This window comes from Paenibacillus sp. EKM211P (assembly GCF_011066175.1).
Taxonomy (GTDB): Bacteria; Bacillota; Bacilli; order Paenibacillales; family Paenibacillaceae; genus Paenibacillus; species Paenibacillus polymyxa.
Map to the genome: position 1 here is coordinate 41,528 of NZ_JAAMNS010000021.1, position 15,273 is coordinate 56,800.

A 15,273-nucleotide genomic window follows, 5' to 3' on the forward strand; every position below is an offset into this window, starting at 1 on the left:
CATCAATGAAAGGACGTGGCATATATGAGTCTGCATCCGACTGACTTGACATCACCACCCGTCGCTGATGAACAGCAACAAGCCGGAGAACTGCAGGTAATGACGCCTGCCCCTCCTGCTTTGGAATTGGACGGGATCAGCCTCGCCTTCCGGGAAAAGCGAAGCTCACTGCCTGTACTACAGGATGTATCCCTTACCGTTAAACCGGGCGAATTTGTCTCCCTCATTGGTCCATCAGGCAGTGGCAAAAGTACGCTGTTTCACATCATCGGCGGGCTGCTCAAGCCGCAGCAGGGACGTATTCGTATGCATGGACAGGACGTGACTGGTGAACGCGGTCATATTAGCTATATGCCGCAGCAGCCCGCCCTTTTCCCGTGGCGCACCACGCTGGACAACATACTGCTCGGGCAGGAAAATGCACCGCGAAAGGATGCAGTAGCAGAGTCCCGATACGTCAGCGAACGTGAACGGCGCAAAGAAGCCTTGCAATGGCTTGAGCAGGTTGGGCTGGGCAAGTTCGCGAAGGCGTATCCGCATACGCTGTCTGGTGGCATGCAGCAACGGGCGGCCTTTCTTCGCGCCCTGCTTAGCCCGCAGGAGCTAATGCTGCTGGATGAGCCGTTCAGCGCACTCGATGCGTTGACACGCGCAGATATGCAGCAATGGTTATTGCGGATGTGGGAGAAGAACCGCCGCTCTGTGCTGTTCATTACCCACAGCATTGAAGAAGCGCTGTTGCTCTCCGACCGCATTTATGTGCTGTCGGCGCGACCTGCTTCAGTGATGCATGTCGTAGACGTTCCTTTTCCTCGCCCGCGTAGGGAAGAAATCACCCTCGATCCACGCTTTATGGAATGGAAGCAGACAATGACTGGCTGGATGCGTGAGGAAAAGCACAAACTGGACGGCGATATGGACACCGCTGAAAGTGTCCGTAAAAACACCTCTGACGGCGGGGTAAACCATTATGAATGATTGGAATGTGCACTCTGCATTGAGATTGAACGCGACAGCAACTGTTCCCTTAATCGACGCACACATTCATGTAGACAGCTACCCGCCTGAGCAACAAGAGCTATTGCTCGCTTCGCTTGCCGACAACCATGTAGAAGCCATTATAGCCGTGTCCATGCATCTCGCCTCCAATCAAGCCAACCTGCGCCTGGCTGAGCGTTGGCCCGGGCTAGTACGTCCAGCCTTCGGCTTTCATCCAGAACAGGCTCTGCCACCACAAGCCGAGCTTGACTTGTTGTTTGATTGGATGGACGAACATGTACAACAAATGATTGCGGTAGGTGAAGTCGGCCTGCCCTATTACAATCGGCTGGAAGCCTCACGCAGCGGAGATGCTTTTGACCTCGCTCCCTATATAGCACTACTGGAGCGATTTATCCAGTTTGCAAGCAAGCATAGCAAGCCCATCGTGCTGCACGCCGTTTATGAAGATGCAGACATGGCCTGCGACCTATTGGAACGTCACGGCGTTACGCAAGCGCATTTTCACTGGTTCAAGGGCTCTGCCGCCACGACCAAACGTATGGCCCGTAATGGCTATTATGTGTCCTTCACACCGGATCTCCTGTACGAAGAAGAAATCCGCAGTTTGGCAAGACAGTATCCGTCTAATCAGGTCATGGCAGAGACAGACGGCCCATGGCCATTCGAGGGCCCTTTTACCGGACAGCAGACACATCCACGGATGACTGCCGAGGTCATTCGCGAGTATAGCAAGCTGACCGGTCAAGATGAAGCTACTGTCCGTCAATTGTTTTATGATAATACGAGCCGCTTCTACTCCCTGTCCAATTCATAAAGGCATATCAGCTAGTTACTAAAAGGCTCACAACCATAACTTGTAGTCAAAGCAAAGAACCTCCTTATATACGCGAAACTTTATCATGCGTAATTAAGGAGGTTCTTGTAATTTTACATACACGTGTTGCTCAAATGCAGCTCATCCATTGCAACGTTTTTTGACGTTGCTCCACTTTATTGCTTCAAGAAACCCTTCTGTTCCAAAAATGGCTTCAACTGCAAACGCGCTGGCTCGGTCAATCTCGTCGCCATTTGCTCAGACCAAGGTGTAGAGCGTTGACCGCCCGTACGTTCCTTCAGATATTCAGCTGATGTATGGTCGTATACCTCTACAGCTTTCATCGTCTGATTTTTATCGTAACCATTCATATGCAAAACACCGGACAGTGGAAGTCGTGGACGCAAGCCCGTTTCCTGATCCGGTACACCAATGCACATACCGAACACTGGATATACCAGCTCTGGTAACCCTAACAACTCGGATACCTCTGCTATTTTAGTACGAATGCCCCCGATGTAAACGATGCCCAAGCCGAGTGATTCAGCGGCCACCGCTGCATTTTGTGCAGCTAACGCGGCATCAATGGTTGCAACCGTATAATTTTCGACGGACCCTTCGTAGGAAGGCTGGCCTGGCTGATGATGAATCGTCACCTGCTTCAAACGATACAGGTCTGCGCACCACACCAGAAATGTAGGGCATTGCTCAACATAAGCCTGCCCTCCTGCCAACTCGGCCAGTTTTGTTTTTAAGGAAGGCTCGGTAACGGCAATAACGGTATATGCCTGCACATTGCTGGACGAGGATGCCATTTGGCCAGCTGCCACAATAGCTGCGAGCTGCTCGTCGGCAATGGGGTCTGACTTGAATTTTCGAACAGACCGATGGTTCATCAACAAGGAAATCGTATCATTCATGACGGCTTCACTCCTAATCCATAATATAAGCTCTTTATCTGCTTCAAGCTGTGAGTACACGAAAAGGTTCTTGCATACTTGCATGGCACTCCTACAAATATTATGAAACTTTCGCCAATGATAAGCAACCTGACGCGATGAAAGATGGCACCATGGATTACACAAATGAAAAACTTAGCAAAAAAGCAAGTACGCACAAAGCTAAAATTGTGCGTACTTGCTCTAATTACAAAATGATCTCGCTACAAATATCCAGCAGTATGCGTCTGCCTAATACATCAAAACATTTACAGCTTCACGCGCTGGAGACGCAGCGCATTCAGCACGACCGAAACAGAGCTGAATGCCATGGCCGCTCCCGCCAACCATGGAGCAAGAAAGCCCAAAGCAGCAATCGGAATGCCGATCACGTTATAACCGAGCGCCCAGAACAGATTTTGCCGTATGTTTGTCATGGTCCGCCGACTCATTTCGATCGCGTCCGGAATGCTATTTAGGTTACCACGCATGAGCGTAATATCGGCAGCCTCCATGGCCACATCTGTACCCGTGCCCATTGCCATCCCTATATGAGCTGTAGCCAGCGCCGGCGCATCGTTAATACCGTCCCCGACCATGGCTACGATCTTGCCCTGTTCCTGAAGTCTCTTTACCTCTTCGGCCTTTCCTTCAGGCAACACTTCCGCCAGAACCCGTTCAATTCCCGCCTGGGCGGCAACGGCCCGCGCCGTCCTTTCATTGTCACCCGTAATCATGATGACTTCAATGTTCATCGCCCGCAGACGGGCAACAGCTTCTCGTGACGTTTCTTTAATTGTATCCGCGACGGCCACTAATCCGGCATAGGAACCATCCACAGCGACAAGCATCGCCGTTTTCCCTGCGCCTTCCAGTTCATTCATTTGCTGCTCGGTTGAGTCATCAATCGCGATGCCTTCCCTGCTCATTAACCGGCGTGTGCCCACCAATACCTGCTTGCCTTCCACAGAGGCCTTCACACCATAACCCGGAATATTTTCAAAATCCGTCGGGCTCACTAGCTCAATGCCTCGATCAGCAATCCCTTTTACAATAGCTTCTGCCAGCGGATGCTCCGAGCTTTTTTCTGCCGCACCGAGCAATCGCAGCAAATCCGTTTCAGCCAGGCTGCTTGCGCCAACCATAACATCCGTTAGCTCTGGCTTGCCGTTCGTGACCGTACCTGTCTTATCCAAAATCACTGCGTTGACGGAACGGGTCATTTCCAAATGCTCGCCGCCCTTGAACAAAATACCGTACTCAGCGGCACGTCCCGATCCTGCCATAATGGACGTTGGGGTAGCCAATCCGAGCGCACAAGGACAAGCAATGACGAGAACTGCAATCATTTTCTCCAATGATCCTGCAAAATCAGACGGTGTCACAAGGAAAAACCAGACGAGAAACGTCATCACGGCAATAGCAACTACGATGGGAACAAAGATACCCGAGATTTGATCCGCAATCCGCTGAATCGGGGCCTTGGAGTTTTGCGCATCTTCCACGACCTTAATAATACGGGCCAACGCCGTATCACCACCCACACGCTCAGCCTGGATACGAAGTACTCCGTTTTTATTGAGCGTGGCTCCTGTGACTGGGGAACCCTCTCCTTTTTCAACCGGAAGACTCTCGCCACTTAACATGGATTCATCCACTGCTGAACGCCCATCCACGACTACACCATCGACGGGAATTTTCTCCCCTGGACGCACAATAAAGATATCCTTCACACGCACTTGTTCAATCGGTATATCTAGCTCTTGTCCATCACGTACCACACGTGCCGTTGTCGCCTGTAGGTTCATCAAGCTCTTGATCGCCTCAGACGAACGTCCTTTGGCTACCGCTTCGAACCATTTACCGACCAGAATAAGCGTAATGAGTACCGCGCTTGTCTCGTAATACAGCTCTGGCATGGTCATGACAGGCATTCCCGCCATTCCCTCCATGACATCAGACGGACGCAGGGTAAGGTACAAGCTGTAAAAATAAGCCGCAGACGTACCCAGTGCAACTAACACATCCATATTCGAACTGCCGTTGCGAAGCGCTTTATACGCGCCCACATAAAACTGCCATCCAATGATGAACTGAATGGGTGTTGTCAGTACAAGTTGAAACCATGGATTCAAGAACAGTTCCGGTACATAAATCCATGAGGTAAAGGAAAAATGAGCCACCATCGCCCACAATAACGGAAGCGACAGCACTGCCGATATTATCCACTTCCATTTTTTACGTTGGATATCCTTACTGCGAACATCCGCAATATTGTCCTCAGCACTCTGTGGGATCGCTCCGTAGCCCAGCTGTTCAATCTTGCTTACCAGATCACTAACCGTAGTACTCCCAGCAGAATATTCCACATGAGCTGTTTCCATCGCCAAATTAACCGTAGCACCTGTTACGCCTGGTATTCGGTTTAATCCTTTTTCGATTCGAGCTGCACAGGCTGCGCAAGTCATGCCCGTCACATTCAAATTGGCTTCTTCACTCACAGTTCCAAAACCAAGAGAAGCAATTTTATCGCGGAATTCAGGGATTTCCACCTGCTTGGGGTCATAGGATATAGACGCCTGCTCCAATGCCAAATTCACATTAGCCTGCGCCACTCCGTCTATTCGGTTTAAACCTTTTTCAATACGGCTTGCGCAGGCTGCGCAGGACATCCCCGTAATATGAAGCGTTGTATGCTTATCACCGTCGGTCGCGCGGTTTTCCATGGTAGCCCTCCTTCTACATACCCCAGTGGGGTATATTGTGTCCAAAAAGAAAAAGCTCCTAACATGGAAGCTTCTTCTTCGAACAAATCTGTTCACGAATCATACAGCACCTTAATCTTAAACAACATCATAGCCTTGGTCTTCAATGGCTGTTTTCAGAGCTTCAACACTCAGCTTGGATTCGTCATATTCTACACTTACCTGTTTCGTTTCGAGGCTGACCTTGCCGGTAGCGCCTACTTTCTCCAAAGCTCCTTCTACGGCTTTCACGCAATGATTGCAGCTCATGCCTTCTACGTTCAATGTAACTTGTGCCATTTTCGTTTCCTCCTCAAGGGTACGTCCATACCCATAATGTGTATATCTGCTACTTTTAACGGATTAGCTTCTTAACCGTAATTAGTAGCTCATCAATCACTTCCTGTTCTCCTGCCTGCATGCGCTCAATGACACAGCTTTTCATATGCCCTTCCAGCAGTAGCTTGCCGACACCATTCAGTGCCGACTGAACAGCCGCAATCTGGTTCAGCACATCGTCACAGTAAGTGTCCTTCTCAATCAAGCCCTTAATCCCGCGTACCTGCCCTTCAATACGGTTTAACCGGGATACAAGGCTGTTCTTGAATTCCGCCGAATGATGACTTTTTCTAACTGTCTTCTCCCCATCTGTTCCACAATGAGTCCCGTGGACTTCAGTGTGGGAAACAGGTTGCTCCTCAGCCATACATCAGCCTCCTGTGTGGTGTAATGCACTCATGCATTTAATATAACCCCATCATAATATACCCCCACGGGGTATGTCAACATTCCTAAAAAATGTCACCATTTTGCCTTGTTTCACACTTTTGAGCGTGCTTCCTTGGCAAGTACAACAAAGCTTAACAGCGCACCAAGCTCAGCTATAGCAATAACAACCGCCATCGGTACGGGGGTTGTTCCACTACCCAAGCCTACCAACGGTGAAGCGATGGAGCCCAGCAATAGAGGCAGCAAGCCAAGCATGGCGGACGCACTGCCTGCGGAACGCTGCTGACTCTGCATGGCCAGTGAAGTCGTCGTTGTACTCACAATACCTACGCAGGATACGACAAAAAACATCGGAATTAATACAGCTAACAATTGGCCTCCGGTAAAAGCTACGATAAGCAAGCTGATCCCGGCTACAGCCGAAATCACCAGACCTGACAAGAGCAACTGTCGTTCGCTAAATCGACCCACGAGTCTACCCGTCAACTGGGAAAACAGTACAATCCCCAAACCATTCACCGCAAAAATGATGCTATAGGTCTGGGGAGAAACCCCGAAAATATCCTGAAGCACGAAAGGCGAGCCAGCGATGTACGCAAACATAGCCCCTGTAATCAGTGCCTGCGAGAGGGCATAACCCATAAAGCGCCGATCTGCAAATAGATGACTGAGTGTTCCCAGCGTCTGCTTCAAGCCACCGGATGAACGACGGTTCGTTGGCAACGTTTCTGGAAGACCCAATACAACGGCAATTAGCATGGCCACACCAACTACACACAGCACCATGAAAACACCGCGCCAGGAAACAAAATTCAAAATGACACCGCCCAGCACAGGTGCAGCAATGGGAGCCACACCATTCACCAGCATGAGCAGTGAGAAAAAGCGTGTCAATTCTTTGCCCGAGTACAGATCACGGGCCACTGCTCTGGAAATCACGATCCCCGCCGATCCCGTAAGCCCTTGAATAAAGCGAAGCGCAATGAGCACAGCGATATTTGGAGCAAACACACATAACAGCGATGCCGCGGCGTACAGAATAAGCGAAATCACCAGCGGTCCTCTGCGACCCCTCACATCGCTAAGCGGACCAGCAACGATCTGACCAACGGCCAGTCCCAACAGACAGGCTGTCAAACTAAGCTGCGCTAGCGAAGTAGTCGTATGCAAATTGTCGGCTAATGTAGGCAGTGACGGCAAATACATATCTATGGACAATGGTCCGAAGGCACTTAATGCACCCAGAACAAAGGCAATCCATAATATTCGTGATTTGGTCATATCTGCGGCAACCATTACCGTATTGGATAACCGATTCATGATAATAATCATCCTTTTCACTAAAATATAAATAATGACTTCAATATATTATGATATCATTCATTTCATCTGGCTTCGAATAATTACACGCTAATCCGCGATTTTTTTTCAAAATTGCTATAAATCAGGCAGGAATTTACCAATTTCAGGTCGAATTACACGGTAACCAAAACAAAAAAATTGTAGAATCTGGAGAATGATAATGGTCTATGATGGAGTGCTGCTGGGTCTCATTGTAGGCCTGTTCAGAGGAGGCTGGCGGCAAGGTCTGATCCGTTTCAGTCATATTCGCCTTATAGCCGGTTGGATGTTCCCCCTGCTGCTGGTGGTTCAATTCATTATTTTTTATGCTCAGGAAAAGTGGGCTTGGCTGGCAGCCATTAATGGGTATCTATTTATGGCAGTCTACGTGGTCGGATTGATATTTCTCTGGTTGAACAGACATCATAAGGGATTCAAGCTTATTTTAATCGGCGTGTTGATGAATTTTATCGTTATGGCAGTGAATGGCGGCAGGATGCCGGTCTCGCTGAGCGCTTCTGAAGTACTGGGTCCCTATTATACAGATATGCTTAAATCCGGCAGTGTCATCTCGAAACATTACATGATGGATGCGAGCACACGTTTATCATTGCTTGGTGACATCATTCCTCTTTCCAAGCCCTATCCCCGCACGCAGGTGATTAGTATTGGAGATGTCGTCATGAACTTCGGGATGTTCCTGTTTATCCAAAATGTGATGGTCGTAAAAAGAAATAAGGATAATCAGCAAGAAACCAACCCCCACCATGCCTAGTTCAGAGCTTATTCCAAGGAAGGGAGGGAACCGTATGAAAAACTTGAAATACTCCCGTGTGATTATCAATGCTATTATCGTTGCTTCTGTCGTAATCGCTTTGACTTCCGGTTACAAAATTGGAGGCTAGTCACCGATAAAGAAAAAAAGGAAGCACAGGCTCAACAAAACAGGCTGGATTCCGGCCTGTTTTTTCATGTGAAATTTTCGATTACAAAATTGTAAATTATCCCATTCACCCCTGGTAGCTTTGACATCAAGATACGACAAGGCAGGAGAAAAAATGATGAGTATATTAAAAAAGCTGCAAGAACGGGTTACCACGACGGGAATATACGTATTTTTCATGTGTATGGTAGGCCTGATCGTTCTCTTGTATACGAACCATTGGTCCTTTTTGCACTATTCGACGACAGAGTGGGTCACGATCTATTCCCTGTTGGGAGCAGTTCTGATTCTGGAGCATTTTACATTCCAGTTGCCACCAGCCAGTAACAAGCAGTCCATGGATTCCTCCGTGTACCTCGCTTGTATTTTTGTGCATGGCACTGAAATTGCCATTTTGATTTTGCTGTTCAATGTGATCATTGCTGCGTTTCGGCATACAGAACTGTCCTGGTGGAAACATGCCGTCAATTTTTCCATTTACGCACTTTCCATTTTCCTGTCGTCAACCGTGTTCGAACTAAGCGGCGGAACGCAGGGAGCCTTGAACGAGGACCATTTTGCTTCCTACCTGCTCGCATTGATCTGCTACTTTACGGTAAACACAATCACCTTGGGCATCTACTTCTATATCGCATATAAAGGGTCGTTCAATGAGCTCAAACAGGCTTTTTTGGCAGAATCCCTGCTTGTATACTTATGTACACTCATCCTGTCTTTGGTCTTGACCACGCTGATTTATTACAACGGCATTTTAGGACTTTTGCTGTTCTTGGGGCTAAGCATGCTCTTATCCCACGCGTTCAAGCAAATGTTCACGATGTATCGTGAGATTGAAGAAAAAGCCAACACGGATCGCAGAACAGGGCTGTACAATCACAGCTACTTTGAAAATACACTTGAAGCTGAACTAAATACATCCAGATCGCAGAATACTCCCCTAAGTTTGGCGCTGATTGATATTGATGATTTCAAAAAATACAATGATCATTTCGGTCATCTCAAGGGCGATCAGCTACTGGGGTTTCTCGGTGAGTTTCTCAAAAAAGAAACGTTCGGTACTCATATTACCGTATCCCGCTATGGTGGAGAAGAATTCACTTTGCTTATGCCCGATCATACTGCTGAACAAGCTTATGAAAAGGTCAATGCTATCCGAAAAAGACTGAATGATTCCCGTTACGAGGGAGTTGAAATCTTCCCACACGGGTGTCTGTCCTTCTCCGCAGGCATTGCACAAAGCCGCATTGACATCTACGACAAATCACAGCTGGTCGATCTAGCGGATAAAGCACTGTACTATGCCAAGAAACAGGGCAAAAATATCGTTCATACACACGGCAGTCTAAATGAAGTGGAACGTGAGGTCGATCTCGGACAGGATATTCGTGATCTGGAGCAGCAGCTTAATCTATTCTTGTACAAGGATATTAACACCTTCAAGCATTCCAAACGGGTATTCAGATATGCAGCAGACATGAGCGATGTGCTTCAGCTCGGCCCGAAGGATAAGCGACGTTTTTTACTGGGGGCCCTCATTCACGACATTGGCAAACTGGAAATTCCCTGGAATATTCTTAATAAAAAAGAGAAGCTGTCTAGCGAGGAATGGCGGATGGTACAAGCTCATGTCGTGTGGGGCAAACGTATTGTCGAAGCCAATGAACGATTCATAGATTTAGTTCCTTTTGTGGAGCTGCATCATGAACGTTATGACGGGGGAGGCTATCCGTTTGGCTTTAAGGGCGAGCAAATCCCAAGGCTGTGTCGGATGCTGACGATCATCGACTCTTTTGACGCGATGACAACAGAACGTCCCTATCAACCGACCAAAACATTCGAGGAGGCCATCGAAGAATTGCGTACTTGTTCGGGGAGCCAATTCGATCCCGATCTAACGGCTATTTTTATCCAATATATTCAACATAAGCAACCTGCTTTCACGCAGTCTATAGAAGCAGGCATCTAATGTCTCATACACTATTCCACTTTATCCCTACTATGAAAGAAATCCAGGCGATTTCTTTCATAGTAGGGACTTTTCATAAGAGTGGCATTTTGCATCATGCTTATTATTTCAAATTTCATATAAATGTCATAATTCACTCCATCTATTCACGCTATATGCACTATGATTAAGATAGGAATTGGTTTGTCCGTATAAAATGCTACAAATGAGGATATCCTCGCTTCAAGTAATCGAGAGAAGGTGACTTCACAGGCATGTTGTACCTGTCCAGACCAGCCCGTGCGGCTTGTCTTTTATTGCTGTGTCTCCCTCTTCTGCTCCTGTTTCCTCACTCATCGTGGGCTCATGCATTTGTCGTTGAATCCAGCCCGACCGAAAATCAGGTTTTGGACAAGTCCCCTTCTCAGGTGACTATCACTTTCAACGAAGATTTGCAGTCTGCCTTCATGTCCATCAAAGTGACTGATGAAACAGGCAAGCGGGTCGACACAGGAAAAGCACAGCTCAATCCAGAGCACCAATCCACCATGGAAATCCAATTGATTCCAGGGGTGAAGAATGGAATTTACACCATCACTTGGAGAGCTTTGTCCGCAGATGGACACCCAGTCAATGGAGTGATTCCATTTCAAGTAGGTAGCGGTTCCAATGCGTATACCGATCAAGCTACCCCTTCTGAAAGCTCTGGGACATCACGAATCGACTTAATTGCTGTCCGTTGGCTCCTTTACATAGGGTTATCGCTGCTGTTTGGAGCGATTTGTTTCCGACTGTTCCTCTTACCGAGCATAAACCGAGCCAAGAACCGCAGTGAACAGCAGATGCTTAGTCAGCGACCCTCTGACACATTACCCCGTTGGACTAAGCTGCTCTGGAGCGGCTACGGCATAACGTCTGCTGCCATTTTAATTAGCCTACCGCTTCAGGCGTCTTGGGATGCCGGAGTTTCCATCGGGGAGGGCTTCTCACTCCCTATCCTGGGAGAAGCGCTCCAATTTACTGGAGCAGGGCAAATCTGGTTTATCCAAATGATTCTCGTGCTACTACTGAGCGTAACGCTAATTTATGCAATCGATCAAAGCATTTCCAATCGTCAGCGCCGAGTGTGGGGCTACAGCTCTGTTCTACTCACGCTGAGCCTCATGCTGTCCAAGGCCTTTGTCGGGCATCCGGCAGCAGCCACCCACCCGGCTCCAGCCATTGTGGCAGATTTCGTCCATCTTGCAGCGTCAGCTTTTTGGATCGGATCACTTGCCGTCATGGTGGTGTGTCTGCCTGTTGCCGGATTGGAGCTCCCTGTATCCGTGCAGGCAACTCTGCGACAAACGGCCCTGCGCCGCTTCGCTGGCTGGGGCATGGCTATGGTGGCGGCGCTACTCGCCACTGGTATCTATGGAGCGGTGCTGTACATTCCGGCTCCCTCCATGCTGCTGAACACATCCTATGGACTCGTTCTGCTTGGTAAAGCAGCGCTACTGCTAGTGATGCTGGTCTTCGCAGCCAGCCAGTTTCGCAGCGCTCGGCAAGCGGCGGCGAGCAAGCGAGCCGTCGGAGGATTGCGTACCGAGCTGTCCGTCGGTCTGCTCGTGATGCTACTGGCAGCGGTGCTCACTCACCTGTCACCTGGCCAGGCACCTGCTGTACCGTTTGAGGAGACTCGCACTACTGGCGAATACAGCGTTACACTGGCAGTCAGCCCTAATGCTGTGGGCAGCAATGAATTTAAGGTATCCGTTCAGGATAGCAAGGGGGCTGCCGTTTCAGGAATCCAGCAGGTCACATTAACGCTTATGCCAGCTAATCCTGACCAAGATCAACAGGAATTTGTTCTGCCCGTGAAGCAGCAACAGCCTTTCCGCAGTCAGGAATTGATAACCTCCGAAGGAACATGGGCGGTAAAAGTACATGCTCTGACAGCATCACTCGATGCGGTTGATGTTGAATTCACTCTGCAAGTAGACGGTAAAAAATAATTATCTTATTCTTAAAAGGAGCGAAATAAATATGAATACAACGATTCAAACAGCAAAATCCAGGTTTTCCAGGTTAGCAACTTCCATGGGTTTAATTGCGGCTGGTGCCTTGCTTTTTGCAGGTATGGCCAGTGCGCATGTGACGGTCAAGCCTTCCGTTTCACAACCTAATGCGTGGGAAACGTACACGTTGAAAGTGCCTGTGGAAAAAAACATTCCAACCACTAAAGTGGCCTTGAAAATTCCCAAAGAGGTCGTTTTCAAACAATACGAGCCAGTACCGGAATGGAAGGTAGCCACCGAAAAAGACAGCTCTGGCAAAATAACTACCGTCACCTGGACGTCCGAAAAAGACGGAATCCAAGCGGGTCAGTACCAACGGTTCAGCTTTGTAGCACAAAATGCAGATCAGAATACTGCAGCAGCCTGGGACGCCTTCCAATATTACAGTGACGGAAGTATTGTGGAATGGACAGGCGATGAAGGAAGTAACAATCCTCATTCCATTACTACAATCACGGCGGATGCCACACCGGAAACTCCTGCTCCTGCCGCAGACAGCGGACATGATTCGGCAGGCACCGCAGAGGGTCATGCAAACACAGATACGGCTAAAGATAGCAGCAGCACCGCACCTACCTCGGACAATGCTGCTGAGGCTGCCCCTGCTGCTTCTGCTCCAGCCAGCTCTGCTACACAAACCACAGCACTTGTCCTCTCGATCATTGCAGTCGTTCTTGGTGCCGTAGCTGTCGGCATTGCACTCAAACGCCGCAAATAATCTGGGTTACAATAAAATATAAAACTGTTTTAAAAAGAAAAGGCTGACACCGTTTTAAAAGGTGTCAGCTTTTTTTATATGAAAAATAACGATGTTTTTCTTATACTATTCAGCTTAAACAAATACTCAGATTTATCTCATCCTATCATTTCACATTCACCTATCTATCATTTTTTTGGTAAAATGGTAGAAACCTCACGATTCTAACATGATAGCATTGCAATCTATTGAGCATAGGAGATCATAGGATGAAAATCGTAAATAAGGCTTTGTTATCTAGCGTTATCCTTCTGAGTACCGCAGCGGGAATCTATAGCCCTATGGCACAAGCGGATGCGGGTAAGATCAGCATCATGCTGGACGGATATCCATTGCCGTTCCCTGTACAGCCTGCCATGATGAACGGCACGACGATGGTTCCCTTTCGCGCAATTTCTGAGGCTCTGGGCATTACAGTGAAATGGGATCAAGCCAGCCAAAGCATCACCGCTACCAAAGCACAAGGCAATGCAACCAAGCAGGTGGTTCTCAAAATGGGGAGCCGCAATGCCACAGTAGACGGACAAACCGTTCAACTAACAGCCGCACCGCAAACCGTGCGCGGCAGCACGATGATTCCGCTGGGCTTTTTCGGGCAACAGTTTGGAGCCACAGTCAACTGGAATCAGGGAACACGGACAGTCTCTATTACATCGCCACGTGAAGCTATGTATACTGTAGGCTTCTATGCGCTGTCTTCCTTTGACCAAAAATCCAAAATACCGAATTTTAATGCCGTTGCCTTCGGCTGGAGCCGAATTGATACAAACGGACAGTTCACGACGACCGGCAAAGAATATAAATGGCCTCAAGCCGCTGGAGCTGTAACGCCTGAGTCTATTCTACAAGAAGCAGATAGCCAGGGGACTTCCCCTTACCTGATGGTTTATTCTGTAGACGGTAATCATGAGCTAACCAAGGTTTTGGAAAATACGCAGCTTCAAGAACAAACCATTTCCCAAATCGTCAGCACTGCCACCGATAAGCAGTTCAAGGGCATTACGTTAGATCTTGAAGGATTAGGCTGGAGCGGCGATAAGGCCAAAGCTCGTTCTGATTACAACGCTTTTATTAAAAAGTTATCGGCCAAAGCGCATCAAGCGGGACTCAAGCTCACCGTCGTTCTGCATCCGCTGAATAGCTCTTACACTGGTTATGATTACAAGACGCTGGGTAATCTGGCGGACGATCTGATCATCATGGCCTATGATTACGGACAAAAATCTACGCCTGAGCCACTAGATAAAGTGGACGAAGCCATAAAACTGGCGTTGAAGGAAACCTCGCGGGATAAGCTCATTTTGGGAATTTCAATGGGTAGCGAAAAAGGCAGCACCGTTAACGCCAAGATCGGTTTAGCCAAACGTTATGACCTCAAAGGAATCGCGATCTGGCGTCTGGGCATCATCGGAGAAACAGCCTGGGCACAGATGAACGAAGCCATCGAGTTTAAATAAGATTATATTTTATAAAGATATCCCGTTCTTATTCCGCCCGCTAATGATTCTCATGCGTCTGCTATGAAATCATCGGTGGGCTTTTTTCATGTCTATTTTAGCAAAATGCTTGCCTGACTTGGAAGTTGTCGCCACAGGCTCGCAACCCTGTTCTCCGTAGAAGACACCCCAGTCTCTCATAAAATCCAGCAACGGTCTTAGCGTATCTCCCAACGGGGTAAGCGAGTACTCCACACGCGGTGGGTTCTCGTTATAAATTTCACGGTGCACAATGCCATCACGCTCCAATTCGCGCAACTGCAAGGTTAGCATCCGCTGTGTAATATTAGGGAGGGTCCGTCGAATTTCATTATAGCGCCGTGGTCCTGTGGTCAAATGATACAAGATGCCCCCCTTCCATTTGCCGCCTATAATCCCAACAGTTGTCGCGACAGGACACCCAAAATTAACGCTAACTGTATGTTCCATCTCCTGTGCCATGTATTCCCCTTCTTTCTACAGGTTGTAGACTAATAGCCCCAGACCTACAAGGTACAAATATGTGCG

Annotated in this window: 13 protein-coding genes; 7 read left to right on the forward strand and 6 right to left on the reverse strand. The window is 48.3% G+C overall.

Annotation, left to right across the window (positions count from 1 at the left end):
• Positions 1-24 precede the first annotated feature (24 nt).
• Entirely contained in the window at positions 25-978 is a 954-nt protein-coding gene (locus tag G9G57_RS22935; RefSeq protein WP_153794636.1) for an ABC transporter ATP-binding protein, read from the forward strand.
• Positions 971-1,816, forward strand: coding sequence for a TatD family hydrolase (locus G9G57_RS22940; protein ID WP_153794635.1), 846 nt, complete (start codon positions 971-973; stop codon positions 1,814-1,816). Before G9G57_RS22935 ends, G9G57_RS22940 begins: the two co-directional genes overlap by 8 nt.
• Positions 1,817-1,992: 176 nt before the next feature.
• Here G9G57_RS22940 and nfsA read toward each other — a convergent pair whose 3' ends face one another.
• The 5 genes from nfsA to G9G57_RS22965 all read right to left on the reverse strand — a co-directional run bounded on the left by nfsA (position 1,993) and on the right by G9G57_RS22965 (position 7,547).
• The gene (gene nfsA / locus G9G57_RS22945) at positions 1,993-2,736 is read right to left on the reverse strand and encodes an oxygen-insensitive NADPH nitroreductase (RefSeq protein ID WP_016818839.1); all 744 of its coding nucleotides are present in this window, start codon (positions 2,734-2,736) and stop codon (positions 1,993-1,995) included.
• 287 nt (positions 2,737-3,023) lie between these two features.
• Positions 3,024-5,480, reverse strand: coding sequence for a heavy metal translocating P-type ATPase (locus G9G57_RS22950; protein ID WP_019685928.1), 2,457 nt, complete (start codon positions 5,478-5,480; stop codon positions 3,024-3,026).
• Positions 5,481-5,597: 117 nt separating this feature from the next.
• The gene (locus G9G57_RS22955; protein WP_017427195.1) at positions 5,598-5,798 is read right to left on the reverse strand and encodes a copper ion binding protein; all 201 of its coding nucleotides are present in this window, start codon (positions 5,796-5,798) and stop codon (positions 5,598-5,600) included.
• A gap of 55 nt (positions 5,799-5,853) precedes the next feature.
• Positions 5,854-6,204 (reverse strand): metal-sensitive transcriptional regulator, encoded by a 351-nt coding sequence (locus G9G57_RS22960; protein WP_017427194.1) that lies wholly within the window; start codon positions 6,202-6,204, stop codon positions 5,854-5,856.
• 113 nt (positions 6,205-6,317) lie between these two features.
• A complete protein-coding gene (locus tag G9G57_RS22965; RefSeq protein ID WP_164965592.1) occupies positions 6,318-7,547 on the reverse strand; it encodes a multidrug effflux MFS transporter in 1,230 nt (409 codons plus the stop codon).
• A 202-nt stretch (positions 7,548-7,749) separates the two neighbouring features.
• On the opposite strand from G9G57_RS22965, the gene G9G57_RS22970 reads away from it, so the two are divergent.
• The 5 genes from G9G57_RS22970 to G9G57_RS22990 all read left to right on the forward strand — a co-directional run bounded on the left by G9G57_RS22970 (position 7,750) and on the right by G9G57_RS22990 (position 14,727).
• Positions 7,750-8,343, forward strand: coding sequence for a DUF5317 domain-containing protein (locus G9G57_RS22970; RefSeq protein WP_117290467.1), 594 nt, complete (start codon positions 7,750-7,752; stop codon positions 8,341-8,343).
• A gap of 283 nt (positions 8,344-8,626) precedes the next feature.
• Positions 8,627-10,477 (forward strand): bifunctional diguanylate cyclase/phosphohydrolase, encoded by a 1,851-nt coding sequence (locus G9G57_RS22975; protein WP_102997669.1) that lies wholly within the window; start codon positions 8,627-8,629, stop codon positions 10,475-10,477.
• A gap of 254 nt (positions 10,478-10,731) precedes the next feature.
• Entirely contained in the window at positions 10,732-12,450 is a 1,719-nt protein-coding gene (locus tag G9G57_RS22980) for a copper resistance CopC/CopD family protein (protein ID WP_164965593.1), read from the forward strand.
• 31 nt (positions 12,451-12,481) lie between these two features.
• Positions 12,482-13,231: a YcnI family copper-binding membrane protein gene (locus G9G57_RS22985; RefSeq protein WP_017427188.1), complete on the forward strand. Its 750-nt coding sequence runs from the start codon at positions 12,482-12,484 to the stop codon at positions 13,229-13,231.
• Between the two features lie 248 nt (positions 13,232-13,479).
• Positions 13,480-14,727, forward strand: coding sequence for a stalk domain-containing protein (locus tag G9G57_RS22990; protein WP_017427187.1), 1,248 nt, complete (start codon positions 13,480-13,482; stop codon positions 14,725-14,727).
• 69 nt (positions 14,728-14,796) lie between these two features.
• Here the strand turns inward: G9G57_RS22990 and G9G57_RS22995 are convergent, their stop codons facing one another.
• Positions 14,797-15,207, reverse strand: coding sequence for a winged helix-turn-helix transcriptional regulator (locus tag G9G57_RS22995; protein ID WP_017427186.1), 411 nt, complete (start codon positions 15,205-15,207; stop codon positions 14,797-14,799).
• Positions 15,208-15,273 lie beyond the last annotated feature (66 nt).

What these genes read in the sequence shown, in the direction of transcription:
- G9G57_RS22935 (WP_153794636.1), top strand. Translation starts at nt 25, where the DNA reads ATGAGTCTGCATCCGACTGACTTGACATCACCACCCGTCGCTGATGAA.
- G9G57_RS22940 (WP_153794635.1), top strand. Translation starts at nt 971, where the DNA reads ATGAATGATTGGAATGTGCACTCTGCATTGAGATTGAACGCGACAGCA.
- nfsA (WP_016818839.1), bottom strand. Translation starts at nt 2,736, where the DNA reads ATGAATGATACGATTTCCTTGTTGATGAACCATCGGTCTGTTCGAAAA.
- G9G57_RS22950 (WP_019685928.1), bottom strand. Translation starts at nt 5,480, where the DNA reads ATGGAAAACCGCGCGACCGACGGTGATAAGCATACAACGCTTCATATT.
- G9G57_RS22955 (WP_017427195.1), bottom strand. Translation starts at nt 5,798, where the DNA reads ATGGCACAAGTTACATTGAACGTAGAAGGCATGAGCTGCAATCATTGC.
- G9G57_RS22960 (WP_017427194.1), bottom strand. Translation starts at nt 6,204, where the DNA reads ATGGCTGAGGAGCAACCTGTTTCCCACACTGAAGTCCACGGGACTCAT.
- G9G57_RS22965 (WP_164965592.1), bottom strand. Translation starts at nt 7,547, where the DNA reads ATGAATCGGTTATCCAATACGGTAATGGTTGCCGCAGATATGACCAAA.
- G9G57_RS22970 (WP_117290467.1), top strand. Translation starts at nt 7,750, where the DNA reads ATGGTCTATGATGGAGTGCTGCTGGGTCTCATTGTAGGCCTGTTCAGA.
- G9G57_RS22975 (WP_102997669.1), top strand. Translation starts at nt 8,627, where the DNA reads ATGATGAGTATATTAAAAAAGCTGCAAGAACGGGTTACCACGACGGGA.
- G9G57_RS22980 (WP_164965593.1), top strand. Translation starts at nt 10,732, where the DNA reads ATGTTGTACCTGTCCAGACCAGCCCGTGCGGCTTGTCTTTTATTGCTG.
- G9G57_RS22985 (WP_017427188.1), top strand. Translation starts at nt 12,482, where the DNA reads ATGAATACAACGATTCAAACAGCAAAATCCAGGTTTTCCAGGTTAGCA.
- G9G57_RS22990 (WP_017427187.1), top strand. Translation starts at nt 13,480, where the DNA reads ATGAAAATCGTAAATAAGGCTTTGTTATCTAGCGTTATCCTTCTGAGT.
- G9G57_RS22995 (WP_017427186.1), bottom strand. Translation starts at nt 15,207, where the DNA reads ATGGCACAGGAGATGGAACATACAGTTAGCGTTAATTTTGGGTGTCCT.